Source organism: Haloimpatiens lingqiaonensis (genome assembly GCF_901447495.1).
GTDB classification, from domain to species: domain Bacteria; phylum Bacillota; class Clostridia; order Clostridiales; family Clostridiaceae; genus Haloimpatiens; species Haloimpatiens lingqiaonensis.
In genome coordinates this window covers 26,043-44,336 of the sequence record NZ_CABDWS010000002.1, presented here as the reverse complement: position 1 = coordinate 44,336, position 18,294 = coordinate 26,043, and the positions used below count along the sequence as shown (strand labels likewise).

Below are 18,294 nucleotides of genomic sequence, written 5' to 3'. Positions count from 1 at the left end.
GTAGCAAATTGTCAAAAGAAAGGATATCAATGGATAAAAATTTTTGTATTGGTTGTCCTGAAGTAAAAGACATGCCAAAATGTATTATTCAAAATATACCTAGCAATAGTTACATAGAAGATATTATCGAAAATTCAGAGTTAAAATACTCAGAATATTTTATCTGCCACAAGTTTGCTCAGGGTTTTGAAAACAATAAACTTGTTATTACACCAGCATGTGACGACTGCGGATTATGCCAAATTGCATGTTGTAAAAAAACTCCAGCTGCAATTACTAGTTTATTCAATAGAAAATTAGAAAGTGTCCTTTTTCGTGACTTAGGAAAAGCAAGCATTCTATTTCAATCCTTATTTCCGTCTGCAATTGTAGCATCTGAGGTACAAGTCAAAGGGAATTTTCGAACAAAACGTATTGATTTAGTAATCTTTTTAAATAAAACTGCTTACCTTATAAAACTAATAAAGAACTTAGAAAAGATACCGTTTTATTCTCGTTCATATGGTGAAGTAATTGATACATATAATAAACTTTACCCTAATATAAATTTTACTTATGGTAATCTAATTCCAACATCTAAACTGAACGTCAAATTGCCCTTTGATGCTCAAACATACGATCTAGAACAGTTATTTATTAAAGTAGGAGGTAATTACTAATGGCTTTATTACTTAATAGAAAATATGGTAGTCGTCTTGAATGCCTTTATTACATATTAACATCATGTTATAAAAAGTATGGTGTTACAAAAGAATTTAATCTTAAAGATTTAAAATTTGATCCAAATGATGCGTACAATGTTCATAATTATTGTAACCTCTTGAAAAATATTGTTGGCAGGAAATGTTGCCCCTATTTAGTCAATCCACTTAATTTATCTAAATGCTATGCTACTCAGTCTGTTGATAGTGATTCTACAAAATCAAAAGCTGTAAGCGATATTGCCGGTTCACTTGAAGCTCTTGGCTTTGTTTCCCGTAATAAAAGGAAATTTAAAATTTCTTCAGAGGGTGAAAAGTGGGTTAATAGTGATTTTTATTCATCGGAATGGGAAGCTATCGCAAGAAAAGGTGTATTATCATACGGGGTTACAATTGGATTCTTGAATAAAATAGCAAAGCTACCTACAAACTTTTCCTATTCAGGCATTTATTTAAGCTACCCTCATACTACAGAAATAGTAAAGTATACTGATAGTTCTGGCAATACAGTATATATTGATATTTCCACAGATAGCCAACGTGATAGTAATACGAGAACAATGTCCCGATTAATTGGCTGGTGCGTCACTGTAGGACTGATTGAGCCCTTAGACTTCCCTGCTAACGATTCTCCGCTTGCTCATATAAAATATAGAGAATTCGTAAATTCAGAAACACTTACAGTACGCAACTATAAAAAAACCGATCATTGTATAAATCTATTCAATTCAAAACCCTATGTTAGCAATCCACTTTCTTATTCGAGATTACACAAAAATGTCGCTTCTTTAAGAGAGAATGGGGGCGAAGATTTAAGAAATGCTACACTGGAGTATAACAACAATATATTAAATAGACGTTTTGTTTTTGTATACGCATTGAACTACTATAGTAAATTAAATAAATCTCTAGATTTTGAAAAGCTAGTAGCTGCAATGAGTGAATACTCAGATGAATTCTTTTCAGAGAATAATGATCCTACCACTATAATGGAATCGGAAAGTGATATCGCTGATATTGCAGGAATACCGTTTGATATAGATGATTATGGTATGCTAGTTCCTAAAACAACTATTAATAATGATGTCCTTATTGAAGATGCACCCAAGGAATCAATAGAATTGGCCAAAAAAATAATAGAAGAAATGGAGGTTAACTAATGATATATAAATTTAGAAAATACAAAGACATTGATTCTTTTATAAAAAACATCCCAAAAACGAAGAATGATGAAGAATATACAATTGTCTATAAATGTAATGGATTAGATTTTTCAAAACCTAATCCATTTACACAAAAATGCTTCGGTTGTCTATTTTGCATTTTTAATAATGATGAAATTATAAAATATTTCAATGTTTTTTGGGGTGATGACTTCATTAATAAGTATTCAAAAGAATCATTCCAAGGTAAACCTGTAACTATGCCAACTGCAAAAAAATCCTTAAAAAACCCAATAAAAAACCTTGAAGAATTTACAGGAGTCGATGAAACTTCAAATATACAACCATGGACTTCAGGCATAATTAATCACATGTGTTCAACTTCTAATAGAGTCGGTATGGAAGTTCCAATTTATAACAACGATTATGATCGCAATGGCCGTTTAGATGTGTGTTCTATGACTTCAGATAAATTACTTGCAATTGAAACAAAAATCTCATTAGATGATGCGTTAAAAGATGAACGATTTATTGAACAACATTATAAATACACAACAGAAATTGAAAAGTCGATAACAGATTATAACTATATCACACTTTTTGGTGGTAAAGAGACTGATTTATATCCCCCTACAAGCCCATATTGTACAGGAAAAATTGGTTCAAAATCAGAACGTTTTTACGAAATTGTTACTACGAATAATATTAAGTTCATTTCTGCAAACGCTCTTTGGTGCTTATGTTGCCGGTATCTTGAACATGGTGATAAATATTCTTGGGATATCTTTATTAGTAAATTATTTTCTGAATCTCACTGTATAGGATTACTATCTGCTGGAAAAGTTGTTAATCGTAATGACATCATCTCCATTGAGTCTTTCTAGCAAACTAGGATTGCAAGTATTAGAATATACTTACAATCCTAGTTTTTTATTATATTATATAATCTGACCGCTTCAATCTTCAGTAAGCATTTCTGAAAGCGACACTTGTTGACATTCATTCCTTACTCTGTCTAATTTTGCTTCAATAAGATGTTTATATTCAGGATTTATTTCATATCCTATAGCATTTCTACCTAATTCTAATGCTGCCTCTGCTGTTGTACCAGTTCCCATAAATGGATCTAACACAGTATCTCCATAAAAACTGTACAATTTGATTAACCTATATGGAAGTTCTTTCGGAAATGGAGCTGGATGTCCTTCTGACTTTGCTTTTGCTGGTTGCATTTCCCAAAATGAATTAACTGCCCAATCGGCCCATTCCTTCTGTGTTAACTTTGATTTTTCTTTAATTTCTTCACTTACTTTAGCCCTTTTCCCCTTTTTACAAAATACAATAATCCATTCATATGGGAATGTTGAAAAAATGTTAGTCGGATATGGGTAACTTCCAAAAGAGCTAAATCTTGCAATCTTTCTCTTATCCCATATATAAAGAGCTAATGTGAACATTTCACCTGTTGAATCCATGAACTTTTCAATATCTGAGATTACTGTATGCGTAACTCTTCTATTAAAAGGGGTTGCTTTCCCAGATTCAAATAAAGGCATAATATTTATACATAACTTTCCATCTGGCCCAAGGACTCTTATGCACTCTTTCCAAACTTCATTAAGGTCATTAATATAATCTTCATATGATTGGTTTAGACCAATCTGGCCTTCATTATCATAATCTTTCAAATCACCGTACGGAGGACTTGTAATAATTAATTGTACACTTCCATCCGCAACTTCTTTCATATTTCTACTATCACCTATATATATATCAGCTTTCGGTTTAAAATTCATGTTTAATTACTTCTCCTTTATATTTATCCCAAACAACAATTTGCTCTTTCCTTTTAGTTCTATTTAAAACATCAAATACTTGACTTGAACTACCACTATAACTTCGTTCTTCAACATATGAAGCCTCTCTTATATTTCTAAAAAAGTCTCCACCATTAATAACTCCACCTTTAACCTTTTTATCGCCAACTACAAATATGATTAACGCATTCTCAGTTGTAACTTTCTCTAGTTCTTCAATAACAGCTCTCATATCAGCTTCATATGTATCAACATATTGAATTAGATTTTTCTTTACCTCAACTCTATCTATTCCAAAAATTTCATACACAAGCTTTCCATAATATGCTGTATAGTCTAATCCATCAAAATATGGTGGACTTGTAAAAACAAAGTCGATACTATGTGGTTCTATCATTTCTGATAATTTTCTACTATCACCCTGAATAATTCTAGCAGCTTCGCATTCAAGAGGATTAAAATACTTAGAGTGTTTCTTTGCCTTTGATAACATTTTCTCAAAGAAATTAATATATCGTTTTGGTTCAATATTTTTTCCTACTGTACTTGAAGTCCAAACATATCCATTACAACCTCTTGCAGCTAGTGCAATAGCACCAAAAAAGACACCTTTAAGGTAATCGTTCATGGATTCATAATAGTTTTTCATGCACATAATTTCTGAAGCTGTTTGCTCATGAAAAGATTTTAAAGGTCCTTCTGGCATTTTCTCGTAATTTTTAGAGTCAAAATCTTTCTTAGCCATTTCGATCAAATACTTACATTCTTCGATACTATTTCCTACTTCTTTATGTATTTTGGCTTTAGACAACTGAACTGCAAGCGGATTGTTATCAACTCCTATAGCCTTCAAGCCATGCCTTTGTCCCTCATACACTATAGTCCCTGAACCACAAAACGGGTCCAAAATAGTTCCTTTTGATGGTAATTGTCTAATTATATTCTGCGCATCTATAGCAGAAATTTTCCCTCTATATGGATAAATCCCATGCATTGAATTTGGATTATTAACACTGTCTATCTTTTCAAAATGTATAATTGGATTCCTTGCTTTCATCTCTATTTCCTTCCTAGTTTTTATTAGAAATACGTAAAATTATTTCTTTGGTTTTTGTATCAACATAAACATCAAATAACGTTTCCCCCTTCTTAACATCAAGATTAGTAAGTATCTGCTTGGGTAAACGTATACGCATATCTTTTTGAAGAACATAAGTATCTAAATAGATGCACTTTTTATTTGGCATTTTTTACTCCTTAAATCAGTCTGTATTTAGACTAATTTTAGCATTTTTTTAGTCTGATGTCAATATCAACGTGATAAATGCATAACATTATTTCGCATCCAGCCTGTCTCCACAACCCCGCAAAAATATCTAACCTGTCAACTCAACCCTACACACATTTTTTATAGTTGACCTATTTCCTCATAAACAAAAACAAGGATTTCCGAGGTTAAAAGGCACTGCCAGACATCAGGCATAAAATCTTCCAACCTTGAAAACCCTTTATTTATCAGTATTTTGAATACTCCTATTTCTCAACCCTTGACATCAATACGACCGTCTCAACATGTGGCGTATGCGCAAACATGTCCTTCACCTTCACCCTCTCAACCACATACCCATTCTCCTCCAATACCCTCAAGTCATTGACCAATGTCTTAGGGTTGCAGGATACGTAGACGATCTCTGGGGCATTGAATTTGATTACGTATTCCATGGCTTTTGGGTGCACTCCTGGTCTTGGTGGATCTAGGATTATTATGTCTGGTTTATCCTTTATATCCTGGATCACCTTGGCCACATCGCCGGCAATAAACTGGCAGTTGTCTAGACCGTTTAGTTTGGCGTTTTCCTTGGCAGCTTCCACGGCTTCCTCGATAAGTTCAACGCCTATTACCTTTTGGGCACTAGGGGCTACTATTTGGCCTATAGTGCCGGTGCCGCAGTATAAATCAAAAACAGTTTTATTTTCAGCATTTCCCAGGAAATCTTTTACAATTGAATATAGTTTTTCTGCACCCTTAGAATTAGTTTGAAAAAATGAAAACGGGCTTATCTTAAACTTAAGGCCTAAAAGTTCCTCTATTATGTAATCTTCACCATATAGTGTTTCCATGGAGTCCGCTTGAACCACATCGGAAAGAGAGTCATTTATAGTGTGAACTATTCCCTTAAGCTTGCCTTCGTATGGCAGTGCCTTTAATATTTCCGTTATTTCCCCTAAATTGAAATCTATTTGAGAGGTTGTTACTAAATTTATAAGTATTTCCCCTGTATTTTTTCCTTTTCTTATAACTAGATTTCTTAAATAGCCTTGGTGACTCATTATTCTGTAGTGAGGAAAATCCTTTCCCCTAAAGTAATTTACCACCGCATCTAGAGCCATTCTAAAGTCTTCATCTACTATTTGGCAGCTATTTGTGTTGATTATGCCAAAAGCTGAGGCTTTTTTGTGCATTCCTAGGTTTAACTCTCCGCCTTTTTCTAGGTCTCCAAAAGTAAACTCCATTTTGTTTCTGTATTCCCAAATCTCTGGACTTCCCTCTATACCTAGAAATTCAAAGTTTTCTATTCCTGCATCCTTAAAAAGCTTTAACACCTGATCCTTTTTAAATTCTAGCTGCTTTTCGTAGGATATGAATTGGTGAGAGCAGCCGCCGCAGTAATTAAAGTGTGGGCATTTTGCATCTATTTTGTAGTCCACATCCTCTATTATTTCTTTTAATCTTCCTTCTATTTTGCCGCCTTTTTTCTTAGTTATTTGGGCAAGTATCTTTTGTCCTGGAAGAGTGCCTTTTACATATACCTTTTCTCCCTCATACTCAGCAACACCCATGCCTGGAAATTCTGTATCCACTATATCGAATATGTATTCTTTTCCTTTTCTCATAAAAAATCTCCTCTACTTATGTTTTATTTTAATGTATTACAATGATTAACCTGCAAAATCATGAAAGTACCTAAATTATGAAATTTCTCTGAAATGACTTGCATAAAAAGCGAAGGAACTATTTAAATTTAATTTTAGAAATTCTTCTTTTAGACAGATAAAATTATCGTAAGTCTGGCAAGGACGCCAGGCTAGTGAACCTGAGGCAGGACGCTGAATGTGAGCGTTAGATAATTTTATCTGGCTAAAAGATTAGAATTTCTTAAATTAAATTTATTGTTCTGAGCTTTTATGCAAGTCATGGAAGAGAAATTTCATAATTCTACCACATCGTCCCCTTTGTAGTTTAATCCTTATATTGTAATTTTTTTCTGTACTTTTTGTTAATTTCCAATTAATTTTCCTCTATATTTATTGAAAAAATGCCTCAGTGTGATATACTTTTATAGGCATAAAAATATAAATTATCGACTATAATGTTATCAAATAAATTTTCTTTTGTCTAATAAAAAATATTGTTGAAAGGATTGAAGACAATGAAAAAACTATTGGGTTATTTAGACCTAGTTCTCTTTTTAGTTTTAGTCACTGTAAAGCTAGTAGTTTATGGCGATATGGTTAATCCATATTTTACTCTTAAAGGTATCCTATACCCTACTATAGCCTCTTTGTTGGTGCTTGCATCTATATCCCTTTTATTTAAGCCTAAGGGAAGAAGCAGATACTTATATATATGTAATATAGTAATTACTTGCATTCTTATAGCTGATATAAACTATTTTAGGTATTATAAAGATATTATATCTATACCAGTTATTAAAAATGGTCTCTTATTAGGAGCTGTAAACCAAGCGGTAAAAAGTATATTACAGCCTCATGATTTATTATTACTTATAGATATACTTCTAATTCCTATAATCAAGAAAATATTAAAGCTTAAGTTTAATAATATATACTCTAACTATATGGAAATAAAAAATGTTTCTATGCCGTTTAAATTAAGAGCCTTAAGTTTTGCATTAGTTTTAGCTTTATCCGTTTCTTATGACGGATACTTCATACATAAACTAAATGTAGAACAGCCAAGACTTATTGAGGGTATGTATAATAAAATTTATATAACCAATGCCCTTGGGAATTTAAACTGTCATGCCTTAGACGTGTATAACTTTGCTAAAAAAAGCCTTTTTGATAAAAAATCTTTGGATGATGAAAAGGCTAATGAAATAAAAACTTATTTAACTGAAAATACAAAGACTTCTGGCAGTAAATTTAAGAATATAGGTAAAGACAAAAACCTAATAATGATACAAGTTGAAGCCCTTCAAAGCTTTGTAATAAACAAAAAGGTTGAAGGTGAAGAAATTACCCCTAACTTAAATAGATGGTTGAAGAAAAGCTTGTATTTTGATAACTACTATTATCAAGTAGCTGGCGGAAATACTTCTGATGCGGAGTTTATGTCCAATAACTCACTTTATCCTGCATCTTCAGGAGCTGCCTACTACATATACAGTGGAGACGAATTTAATTCTCTTCCAAAACTTTTAGATAAAAAAGGTTACTATTCTGCTGCTTTCCACGGATATAAAGAGGGCTTTTGGAATAGAAATGCTATGTATGTAAAAGAAGGCTTTGATAAATTTTATGGTGAAAAAAGCTTTAATTTAGATGAGCAAATAGGGCTTGGACTAAGTGATGAATCCTTCTTTAAACAATCTTTAGAACAGATTAAATCCTTTAAAGAACCATATTATTCATTCTTAGTAACCCTAACTAGCCATTTTCCTTTTGAAGCTACGGATAAATATGGAGATTTTAATGTTGGAAATTTAGAAGGAACCTTTATGGGAAATTACCTAAAATCCATACATTATACTGATAAACAATTGGGAATGTTTTTAGACCAATTAGAAAAAGACGGCACAATGGACAATTCCATAATAGTTTTATATGGTGACCACTTTGCAATACCAAGAAATCACTCTGAAGAACTGTTTTCCTTTGTAGGAGAAACCGGTAATGATGAATTTGCATGGATGAGACATCAAAAGGTTCCACTAATAATGCACTTCCCTAAGGATGCCCATAAGGGAGTTAATAGTGTAGTTTCTGGTCAAATGGATATATTCCCTACTTTATGTAATATGTTTGACCTTAAAACTCCATATAAGTTTGGACGAGATCTGTTTAATGTTAAGGATAGGCTAGTAGTATTTAGAACTGGTTCCTTTATGGATAATAAAGTTTTCTACTCCTCTTCCTCTAAAAAATACTATGATTTAAAAACCGGCGAAGAAGTAGCAGAAACCGATGCTTTAAAAAAGAAAAAGGAAGAAGCTTTAAAGCAATTGGATTACAGTGATACCCTATTAGACCACAACTTAATCAAAAAATTTACGGAAAATAATGAAATGAGCAAATAAAAAATCAATAAATAGGTAAAAAGGGACTGTCCCATTAAAAAATTTACATACGATATATTATTATAAAGATTTAAATCTAGCACAATATATCGTAGTATTTATTTTTAGTGCCACAGCCCCTTTTTTCTTATTAAATATTTTAATTTCACATAAGTGTTAAATGCACTATGTTTTAAATGGTTTATGATGTATAATAAAAACGTGAGTATTATACTTTTTATTTGGGGGAGATCTTTTATGTTTAATATTGTGTTTTTATGTGTAGCGGGATTTTTAGCTGCCTTTGTGGATTCCATTGCAGGCGGAGGAGGACTTATTAGTGTTCCTGCCTTTATGTTAGCAGGCCTTTCACCTACTTATGTACTTGGAACAAATAAATTTTCTGCCACCACTGCATCACTTACCAGCTCCATTAAATTTATTACTTCTAAAAAAGTAAACTTTAAAATATTAAAATTCCTTATACCTTTTACTTTAATAGGTGCTTATTTAGGGGTAAATACGGTACTTTCTATTGATGAAGCAATACTAAATGTTTTAGTTTTAGTCCTTATATTATTTATAGGTATATATAGCTTATTTTCTAAGTCTTTAGGACTTACTAATAATTTTAAAGGCATAAATAAAAAGAATATGTCTCTTGGAATACTTCTGGCTTTTTCTTTAGGCTTTTATGATGGATTTTTTGGTCCCGGCACTGGTTCATTTTTAATATTTGGATTTATAAACATATTTGGATATGATTTTGTAAATGCCAGTGGAAATGCTAGAATTTTAAATTTTGTGAGCAATATATCTTCCTTAGTTCTATTTGCAATACATGGAAGGATTTTTTATGCCTATGCAATACCTGTGGCAATATTTATGATATTGGGTGCTCAGTTTGGAACAAAGGTAGCCTTAAAAAAAGGCTCTAAGCTCATAAAACCTATTTTTATAACCATGTCTTTAGCTGTTGCGGGAAAAATGGTTTTCAAATTATTTACATAGACTAAAACTTCAAAGTAAATACATTAAAATAAACAGACATCTAACCTTCAGATGGAGTTTTTACTCCAACTGAAGGTTAGATGTCGTTATCCAGGGACGTAGCTGCCGTTATCTCCCACTTTGTTAGAAGTGGGAGTGTTACGGCAGGTAGTCAGTAGTATTTATTCTTAATGCCACAGCCCCACTTTTACTTCTTACTTTTTACCTATTACTTCTTACTTCTTACCTTTTACTTCCATAATCTTTTATCACTAAACAAAAATATTATTGTGATTCGTAAGCCTTTGCAACACTTTTAAAACCAGCATCCTGTAACACTTCTATAACAGTTTTTCTTATGTCCTTATAGCTTACGCTTTCATTAAAATCCTTCCATAACTTATTCTTAATATCCCCTGATAAGTTCAGTATGTCTGAAGAGTTCATAGGATTTCCTGCATCATCAGAAGACCTCTCTATGGAAATCATTATCTTGTTTATATCGAATTCCTGTAATCTCCCATCTCTCTTAACTACCTTCATTTTATCCCTCCGTTCATTAGTATATTATTTTAAATTAAAGTCTACCTAAATTTTATTTATTAAAGGCTATTGCACCACTAAAAACTATATTTTAAGTAAACTCCTTTAACTATAGTACTTTCCTAAGTTCCTCTACTTTATAATCCTTTGTATATTTATTGTTCATTTCATCTATTAATATTAGTGTAACATCATCTCCCTTAATCTTCAAAACCTTGCCCTTTTGTTTAGTACCTATTACATTTACAGATTTACCCACCTTTAATTCTTTTACATAAAAACTATTGCAGAAATCACACTTATCCGCATTTTTAAACACCCTTTTACAATCATTACAATAATACAATTTACTCAAATTTTTTCCCCCTCTCAAATACTCAATGTTTATTTATATTAATATTTCTATAATATATTGCTATTTCCTTCTCATTCTCAAAAAATTTAGAATATTTAAACTTTGAAATAAGACTGTTAAACCAAATAACTGTTGCAATAAAAAATAAATAATACGATATATTGTCATGAATTTTTAAATCTAGCACAATATATCGTATTATTTATTTTTAGTACCACAGCCCTTTAATTCAACAGCCCTACTTTATATTAAAGCATAAATGGTGCAAACACCATCAATGTAAAAATAGAATCTAAAAGTAAATATGGTATGAATTTAGCTACTGGCATAGCATCTAAATCATCCTTATAACTTAAATATCCAAATGAATAGAATGTAACACTTAGAATTAAACATATGAAAAATCCTAGTGTGACAGATGAAAACTTCTCAGGTAAGTAGTAAGCATATTTTTTATAATTTGTTGAATATATAGCTTCATATTTAATCAAAAATGTGATAATAGCTGTACCTATATAAAGCAATTTCTTAGTTTTTTTACTGAATTTATATTCTAGAAAGCTTATTAAGCCTATTAACATCAATGCTGGCAAAATCCATTTTATTCCCAAAACGATTATATAAACAAAGCTATAAACAAAGCCCTGTAGTGTATCTTGGAAAGCTATATCTTTTTCTTCTCGTTTTAAACCATTATTTTCATTTTTAAATGCATCCTTTAAGGATGTGACGTATACCTTATAGTCTTCATTTTTAGGCATGTAATCACAATATACAGCTACGTCCCCCTTGGAAGAACCGTAGGAAGATACATTTCTAGATTTACTTACGAAATCCCCCATGGTTATTTTGTTTTCTTTTATATAAAACTCTGCTATATCTTCATATTGCTTCTTTATTCCAAAATATCTTGATACTCCAGCTAAAAATTTAGCTGTGCCATTTTCTGTGGAAACATATGTTACATCTCTTACTTCATCTATTCCTGGTAACTCCATTTTTCCTCTAGAATACTTTGCCATGTCCTCCAATGGGAAGTTGTATTTTTCAGCTTCAAAACCAAACTTTGTTTTCTTGTGTAGTATCAAATATGCATACTTATTATCTATTCCCACAGTTGTATTTAATATAGCTTGCCCTGTGGATAAATTTAAGCTTGCTGCTACCTTAGGTTCTCCTAAATTTCCTCCCTTGGAAGTACAATATTTAATCATGCCGTCTTTTGTTACACTCATAATTAAATAATTATCTTTAGATATTTTTGCACCACTTATAAAGTCTGATTTAGCTATGTTTGATTTTTGTCTATCTCCAGTTAATAAATCTTCAACCTCTATCCATCCATCGTAAGCTCTTATCAAAGTACTGTCATCCAGTTGAACCGTTTGGTTTACCCCTGAAATTTTTCCATCCTTTACTTTATTTAAATCCTTATCCAAAATAACATAGCCCTCTTCATTTGCTTCTAACTTTCTAGAGTCCCAGCTTAGGAAATAATTATCTCCCTTAGCTTTTAGAAAAGTAACGTTATTTATGATTTCATCCTTAACTGGTATTTCCTTTTCTCCTACCTTATTACCCATATTATCTATTTTTATTACTCTTACTTTGCTCTTATCTCCTATAGCTAAAAGATATTTATCTCCTTCTATTTGTATCTTAGGATATGAATTCACTTTATATTGACCTAAGAATTTCCCCTTTCCCCACTTTTGTGAAGGCGGTTCTTTATTTATATCATAATTTATTTTATATTGCACTGCTAATATAGCCACTGCTAACACTACTGTAACTAATAGAAAAATACGTCTCACTTTTTTTGTCATTTTGAAAGCCCCCTATACTAAATTAAATTTTATAAACAGAGCTCTTAGCTTCAGATGGAGTTTTTTTTACTCCAACTGAAGGTTAGAGATCGTTATCCAGGGACGTAGCTGCCGTTATCTCCCACTTTGTTAGAAGTAGGGTTTTACGGCAGGTAGTCATCGGATAAACTTAAAAATTTGTTTAAAGTTATTCTATATGAATTCAATACAAAAGTCATAATTCCTCTATTAATAATGATAATAAAGTAAAAAAAGATGGCAAAATTAATTACCATCTTGTGATCAAATTAAATTTTTATTAAATAGCTTCTTGAACTTTTCCTTCTTTAATCTCTTCATTTGCTACTGGTTTTGCTGTAGCATGAGTTCTCTTTTGGTATCCCATCATCTTAAATATCTGTGATACCACAAGGCCACCTATTATTCCTCCAACTATTGCAAGTGCAGCTGCCATAAGAACTGTCAATGGCTTGTTAAATCCAAAGGATGCTAAAAAACCTGGTATTGGTGATGCTGTTCCTGGTGCATTGTTTACTATTTTAAAGTATGCTGCAGATAAACCTGCCAATGCTCCTCCTAAGAAGCTTCCACCATATATAGGCAATGGATTTGCTGTTACAATATCTGCCTGAGTAAGTGGCTCTAACATAACTGCTATTACTTTACTTTTTTCACCTAATTTTAGTCTCTTAAATGTAACTCCATTGGCAAATGCTCCACCTACACAGGCAATACCTGCTATACCCATAGCAAGTCCCTTAAGTCCTAACATGGCAGTTATTGCCATAGAGCTCAATGGTGATGTACATATTATCTTCATTATTCCACCTAAAAGGAATCCCATAACTATTGGAGATTGGTTAGCTGCCACAGAAATTACGTCTCCAACTGTAAGTAAAGTTGAATTTACTATTGGATTAACTCCCACAGCTATAAATCTAGCCAAAGGAGCTAAAAGTAGTGCTCCAAAAATTATATTCAATCCTTCTGGTAATTTTTCTTCTACCTTTGGTGCTATTAAACTTACTAGGTATCCAGCTATAAATCCTGGCAATATTCCAAGACCACCCACTGCAACACCCATAACTACTGCATACACTGGATTTACTCCCATATTTAATGCCACAAGTATAGCTGCTGCAGGACCACTTAAGCTTCCTGCTGTGGCTCCCACTTCTCCTATAAACTTTAGTCCAAGGAAATTTCCACCAATATACTTATGAATAGCTTCTACAAGAAAACTTGCCACTGCTGCATTAGCTAACCCAGACATGGCTTTATCTCCCTTTGGAGCCTTAAGGCTAAAAATTGAAAATAATACCAATGCAAAAATCAATAAACCTAATCCCTTAACAATAACAAACAAATTTATCCCTCCATTTTTCAATTTTATAAGTCCATCAATAAAATAAATTTAAATTCCCACAATTTAAAATATATTTTATTAACAAACTGGTTGACAATTCCATTAACCTTTTCCCACATTAGCTAATAGAATCTTTTAATTTATATAATAAAATTTACCAACAGTCCCACCCAATTGATAAATTTTAATATTCCGTTAAACCTATCAATAAAACAATTACCTTAATATATCTTTTAAAATTAATATTTACATTTCTATAAGATAAAGTTTTAACATTCAATTCGTTTACATTTAAAATGGAGATACCACTATTTTCTTCTTGTATATAATAATAAATCCTAAGTTTCTAAAAACTTAGGAAAGTATCAAAATATATTTTTTATTTTTTTAATTTTTTAACTATTTTATTATTTCTCACAATAAAAGGCCATTCCCTGTATGAATTTTTTCAAACTCACTTTTCCACGTTCATTGCTTTTACCTCTTATAAAGTCCATTTCTTTCTTTATTTGTTCAAAATTATATATGCCATTAGAATAATCCACAAACACATCATTCATATAGTCTTCTATGCCTATGTTAGCCAAGTTTACCATTCCTACTGTGGCAGTTCTTCTTATTCTTTGCTCCATGGATTTAGGATTATTTGTGAACTTGCTGCATAAATCTTTAATGCTGTATTCATTCATAGTTTTTTTGGATTTTATTAAAAATGAAACTATCTTTACTATATCCTCACTGCCCACTTCCCCCATTATTCCTATTTTACTCATTACCTCTCTTATTTTTTCTTCATAGTTTTCCAAAGGTTTATTTTGTATCTCTGCAGTAATATCATTCTTAACAGGATTTATTGAAATATTTTCTGAAAATATATGCTGTATTTGTTCTAAGGTTTTATTTAATTTAATTTTTTCTTGTACCTTTTTAATTACATTTTCCACTTCTACTGCATTTATAGGCTTGTTTATGTAGTACTCCACTCCGTATTCATAGGCCTTTCCTATCATTTCCTTAGACATAACCTGAGATATCATAATAAAATTAACTTTACTATTATACTTTGTAACCTCTCTTACCAGTGACAAACCATCCTTTTCCGGCATCAAAAGATCCACCAAAACTATATCTGGTTTGTATTTGTTTATTTTTTCAACACCCTCCTGGCCGTCCATGGCATAATCCACAATTTCTCCTAATTCTCTATCATATACTATTTTTTCTAATATTTTAATTACGCTTATATCGTCTTCTACTATAATAATTCTCATTTTATTCTTCCTCCAATACTTTTTTAGGTATGGCTATATTGAAAGTTGTTCCCTTATTTTCTCCAGAACTTATGGTTATTTTACCTTTTAATTCACCTTCAATTATGTGCTTTACTATACTAAGTCCAAGACCCCTGTTTATTTCTCCAGTGCCGTAGTTTATCTTGGTAGAGTATCCAGGAGAAAATATGTATTCCTTATCTATTTCTTTTATACCACATCCATTATCTTCTATAATAAATATATAATTTTCTCCTTCTTTGTCCTGATGAAAGTATATAAATCCCTTTTCTTTGCCCTCTAAAGCTTCTATGGCATTCATAAGTAAATTTCTAAATATAGACATTAAAAAGTAGTGCTTTTCAGTATAAAAATTATTTCTTATTTTAAATTCCACACCTATATCTTTTTCTTTATACTTTATCTCATTTTTCATACTTATTTCTAATATGTTTATTAAGTCTTTAAAATACATTCCCCTTCCTTCATCTGGAGAACTTGTAACTTCCTCAACGCCTCTTACTACTATGCCATATTCTTTTTTTATTTCATGAACGTTCTTTGCTATATTCACTGCTCTTGAAGCCCAAAGCTCTCTTTCCTTGTCTAAAGTTATTTTTTCAAATAAATCATAGGCCTCTGCCATTACTTTTTCAAGACTATCCATGGTTTTCTTCATCCAATAGGTTTCAGTTTTCAGTCTTGCAGTCATAAGTAATAGCTTTCTATATCTATTTTCGTGTTCTTCCTTTAATAATAGCATTTTATAATATTTAATAAAATTTAAGCTAAGCCACAAAATTACCGTTCTAACTATGGCCACTATAAATAAAGTCCATTTAATATGATAATTATATAAGGGTTTAATATTGTTTATATCCCTTATAAGTAATTCTATAAAGTTTGCGAAAAAATCACTGAATACTATATAAATAAACATCCTATTTATATTTCTTCTAGAAACTTTTTTAAGTACTAAATAAAAAAATACTGCGTAAGAAAAGTAGAAAAATATTTCTGGGAAGTAAAATTGCATTCCATCTACCATCTTACCCCCTCTTGTAGTGTGTACAAATACTCTAAGGATATAAACTCCTATGGATGTATATGCCCCTGTTATTACGGAGTTTAATTCCTCAAAGGAATACATAAACACCCCAAATAATATTATAGCAAAGGAGATTCTAAAGTTTGCTATAAATAAATCCAAATAAATTTGTGAAGAAAGAGAAACTATTAAAACTACAAATATCATCTTTTTAAACATATCCCTATTTTTTGCCCTTTTAATCTGCTCCAAGAAAATATCCCCTTTCTATAGTAATTTAGAATTTTATTTTTTACTTTTTCATTTATATTAAAACACATTATCCAATAAAAAGTAAACATTATCAACATCCTTTTCTAACAAATTCCTACACCGAAAAAAGTGCCTTGCACTATCAATACCCAAATTTTACAAAGTATCAATAACACAAAGCACACATTTTTATTCTATGACTACAAAAGTTAACTTACTTCTTACTTACTCCTTAGCTCTTACTTTTCAATTCTTAATTATTAATTCTTAATTATTAATTGTTAATTGTTAATTAATTCCCCAATGTCTTTTCTATAATAATTTCCCTGAAATTTAACCTTTTCCACATCTCTATAAGCCTTTTCTCTAGCACTATCTAAGCTGTCTCCTTTAGCAACTACACAAAGAACTCTTCCTCCGTTAGTTACTAATTTGCCCTCCTCAAGTTTTGCACCTGCTGCTATTACCTTGCTTTCTAAATTATCTTCTATTTCTATAGGATAACCTTTTTTGTATGAGGAAGGATAGCCTTCTGAAGCAACTACTACGCAGCAACTATGCTTATTTTCCCATTTAATATTTATATTAGCTAAATCCTTATTTAAAGCCCCCATTATTATATCCATCAAATCCGATTCCATTAAGTAAAGCACTGCTTGGGTTTCTGGATCTCCCATTCTAACGTTGTATTCTAAAAGATAAACTCCCTTTTCTGTTATCATTATTCCAAAGAATATAACCCCAATATAGTCCATAGCTTCATTTTTTATTCCTTTAAGCGTTGGCTCTAATATATTCTCTTTAAACTCCTTTATTACCTCATCACTGCAATATGGATTAGGTGCTATAACACCCATTCCTCCAGTGTTTGGTCCCTTATTTCCATCATAAATTTGCTTATGATCCTTAGAAGATATAAATGGTATTATGGTTTCCCCATCTGTTATAGAAAGTATGGAAGCTTCTACTCCATTTAAAAACTCCTCTATTACTATCTTTTTACCAGAACCATTAAATACATCCTTAACCATAAAATCTTCTAAAGCCTTTTGAGCATCTGCTTCTTCTTCACAAATAACTACGCCTTTTCCAGCTGCAAGGCCATCTGCCTTTACAACTACAGGGTAAGCACAGTTTCTTATATATTCCTTTGCCTTTTCAAAATCAGTAAATGTTTCGTATTCAGCAGTTTTAACTCCATACTTTTTCATGAATTCTTTAGCAAAGGCCTTGCTTCCTTCTAAAAGAGCGCCTTTTTTATCTGGTCCAAATATTTTTAGTCCTTCTTTTTTAAATGTATCAACTATGCCTTCAACCAATGGTGCTTCTGGCCCAACCACTGTTACATCTATTTTATTTTCCTTTGCAAAGGAAAGATACTCATCTATACTGTTTAAATTTACATTGATACATTTTTCTTCTAAAGCCGTTCCTCCATTACCAGGAGCACAATAAATCTCATCTACCTTATTACTTTTTGAAAGCTTCCATGCTATAGCATGTTCCCTTCCACCGCTACCAATAACTAATAGCTTCATTTATATCCCCCCCCCCGATTTAATTTAGTGGGCTAGGGTGTCAGAGGGCTAGAGGGCTAGATAAAGTTGTTTTTGTTCGCTTCACTCTCAAAAACTTTTAATTTAAAGATTTTCCGTAGCATCG

General features: G+C 31.6%; 16 protein-coding genes. 5 read left to right on the top strand and 11 right to left on the bottom strand.

The features are described from left to right. The first annotated feature begins 8 nt into the window (after nt 1–8). Genes FGK85_RS00705 through FGK85_RS00695 form a run of 3 tightly spaced genes read left to right on the top strand, consistent with a single transcriptional unit; the run spans nt 9 to nt 2,748 of the window. Nucleotides 9–659: a hypothetical protein gene (locus tag FGK85_RS00705; RefSeq protein ID WP_138202836.1), complete on the top strand. Its 651-nt coding sequence runs from the start codon at nt 9–11 to the stop codon at nt 657–659. After that, nucleotides 659–1,861: a hypothetical protein gene (locus tag FGK85_RS00700; protein WP_138202834.1), complete on the top strand. Its 1,203-nt coding sequence runs from the start codon at nt 659–661 to the stop codon at nt 1,859–1,861. The genes FGK85_RS00705 and FGK85_RS00700 overlap by 1 nt, the downstream gene beginning before the upstream one ends. Further along, the gene (locus FGK85_RS00695; RefSeq protein WP_138202832.1) at nt 1,861–2,748 is read left to right on the top strand and encodes a hypothetical protein; all 888 of its coding nucleotides are present in this window, start codon (nt 1,861–1,863) and stop codon (nt 2,746–2,748) included. Before FGK85_RS00700 ends, FGK85_RS00695 begins: the two co-directional genes overlap by 1 nt. A gap of 72 nt (nt 2,749–2,820) precedes the next feature. On the opposite strand, the gene FGK85_RS00690 is transcribed toward FGK85_RS00695, so the two are convergent. From FGK85_RS00690 to rlmD, 4 genes are all read right to left on the bottom strand, one after another. Further along, on the bottom strand, nt 2,821–3,660 hold the full coding sequence (locus FGK85_RS00690; protein WP_138202830.1) for a DNA-methyltransferase: 840 nt from the start codon (nt 3,658–3,660) through the stop codon (nt 2,821–2,823). Next, nucleotides 3,650–4,738 (bottom strand): DNA adenine methylase, encoded by a 1,089-nt coding sequence (locus FGK85_RS00685; protein WP_138202828.1) that lies wholly within the window; start codon nt 4,736–4,738, stop codon nt 3,650–3,652. Before FGK85_RS00685 ends, FGK85_RS00690 begins: the two co-directional genes overlap by 11 nt. 13 nt (nt 4,739–4,751) lie before the next feature. Next, nucleotides 4,752–4,928, bottom strand: coding sequence for a sucrose-6-phosphate hydrolase (locus tag FGK85_RS00680; protein WP_138202826.1), 177 nt, complete (start codon nt 4,926–4,928; stop codon nt 4,752–4,754). Between the two features lie 286 nt (nt 4,929–5,214). Further along, nucleotides 5,215–6,576 carry a 23S rRNA (uracil(1939)-C(5))-methyltransferase RlmD gene (gene rlmD / locus FGK85_RS00675; RefSeq protein ID WP_138202824.1) on the bottom strand — a complete coding sequence of 454 codons (1,362 nt, stop codon included), beginning with the start codon at nt 6,574–6,576 and terminating at the stop codon, nt 5,215–5,217. A 536-nt stretch (nt 6,577–7,112) separates the two neighbouring features. Between rlmD and FGK85_RS00670 the strand changes: the two genes are divergently transcribed. Both FGK85_RS00670 and FGK85_RS00665 read left to right on the top strand, forming a co-directional pair. Continuing rightward, nucleotides 7,113–9,002 (top strand): LTA synthase family protein, encoded by a 1,890-nt coding sequence (locus tag FGK85_RS00670; RefSeq protein ID WP_138202822.1) that lies wholly within the window; start codon nt 7,113–7,115, stop codon nt 9,000–9,002. A gap of 237 nt (nt 9,003–9,239) precedes the next feature. Then, a complete protein-coding gene (locus tag FGK85_RS00665; protein WP_138202820.1) occupies nt 9,240–9,992 on the top strand; it encodes a TSUP family transporter in 753 nt (250 codons plus the stop codon). 264 nt (nt 9,993–10,256) lie between these two features. On the opposite strand, the gene FGK85_RS00660 is transcribed toward FGK85_RS00665, so the two are convergent. The 7 genes from FGK85_RS00660 to purD form a co-directional block, all read right to left on the bottom strand. Continuing rightward, nucleotides 10,257–10,514, bottom strand: coding sequence for an ATP cone domain-containing protein (locus FGK85_RS00660; RefSeq protein ID WP_138202818.1), 258 nt, complete (start codon nt 10,512–10,514; stop codon nt 10,257–10,259). A 109-nt stretch (nt 10,515–10,623) separates the two neighbouring features. Then, nucleotides 10,624–10,869 (bottom strand): hypothetical protein, encoded by a 246-nt coding sequence (locus FGK85_RS00655; protein WP_138202816.1) that lies wholly within the window; start codon nt 10,867–10,869, stop codon nt 10,624–10,626. Nucleotides 10,870–11,117: 248 nt separating this feature from the next. Further along, nucleotides 11,118–12,695 (bottom strand): hypothetical protein, encoded by a 1,578-nt coding sequence (locus FGK85_RS00650; RefSeq protein WP_138202814.1) that lies wholly within the window; start codon nt 12,693–12,695, stop codon nt 11,118–11,120. 298 nt (nt 12,696–12,993) lie between these two features. Further along, nucleotides 12,994–14,061, bottom strand: coding sequence for a PTS sugar transporter subunit IIC (locus tag FGK85_RS00645; RefSeq protein WP_243122767.1), 1,068 nt, complete (start codon nt 14,059–14,061; stop codon nt 12,994–12,996). A 407-nt stretch (nt 14,062–14,468) separates the two neighbouring features. After that, a complete protein-coding gene (locus tag FGK85_RS00640) occupies nt 14,469–15,332 on the bottom strand; it encodes a response regulator (protein ID WP_138202812.1) in 864 nt (287 codons plus the stop codon). A gap of 1 nt (nt 15,333) precedes the next feature. Continuing rightward, the gene (locus tag FGK85_RS00635; protein WP_138202811.1) at nt 15,334–16,632 is read right to left on the bottom strand and encodes an ATP-binding protein; all 1,299 of its coding nucleotides are present in this window, start codon (nt 16,630–16,632) and stop codon (nt 15,334–15,336) included. 281 nt (nt 16,633–16,913) lie between these two features. Then, nucleotides 16,914–18,170, bottom strand: coding sequence for a phosphoribosylamine--glycine ligase (purD, locus tag FGK85_RS00630; protein WP_138202810.1), 1,257 nt, complete (start codon nt 18,168–18,170; stop codon nt 16,914–16,916). Nucleotides 18,171–18,294 lie beyond the last annotated feature (124 nt).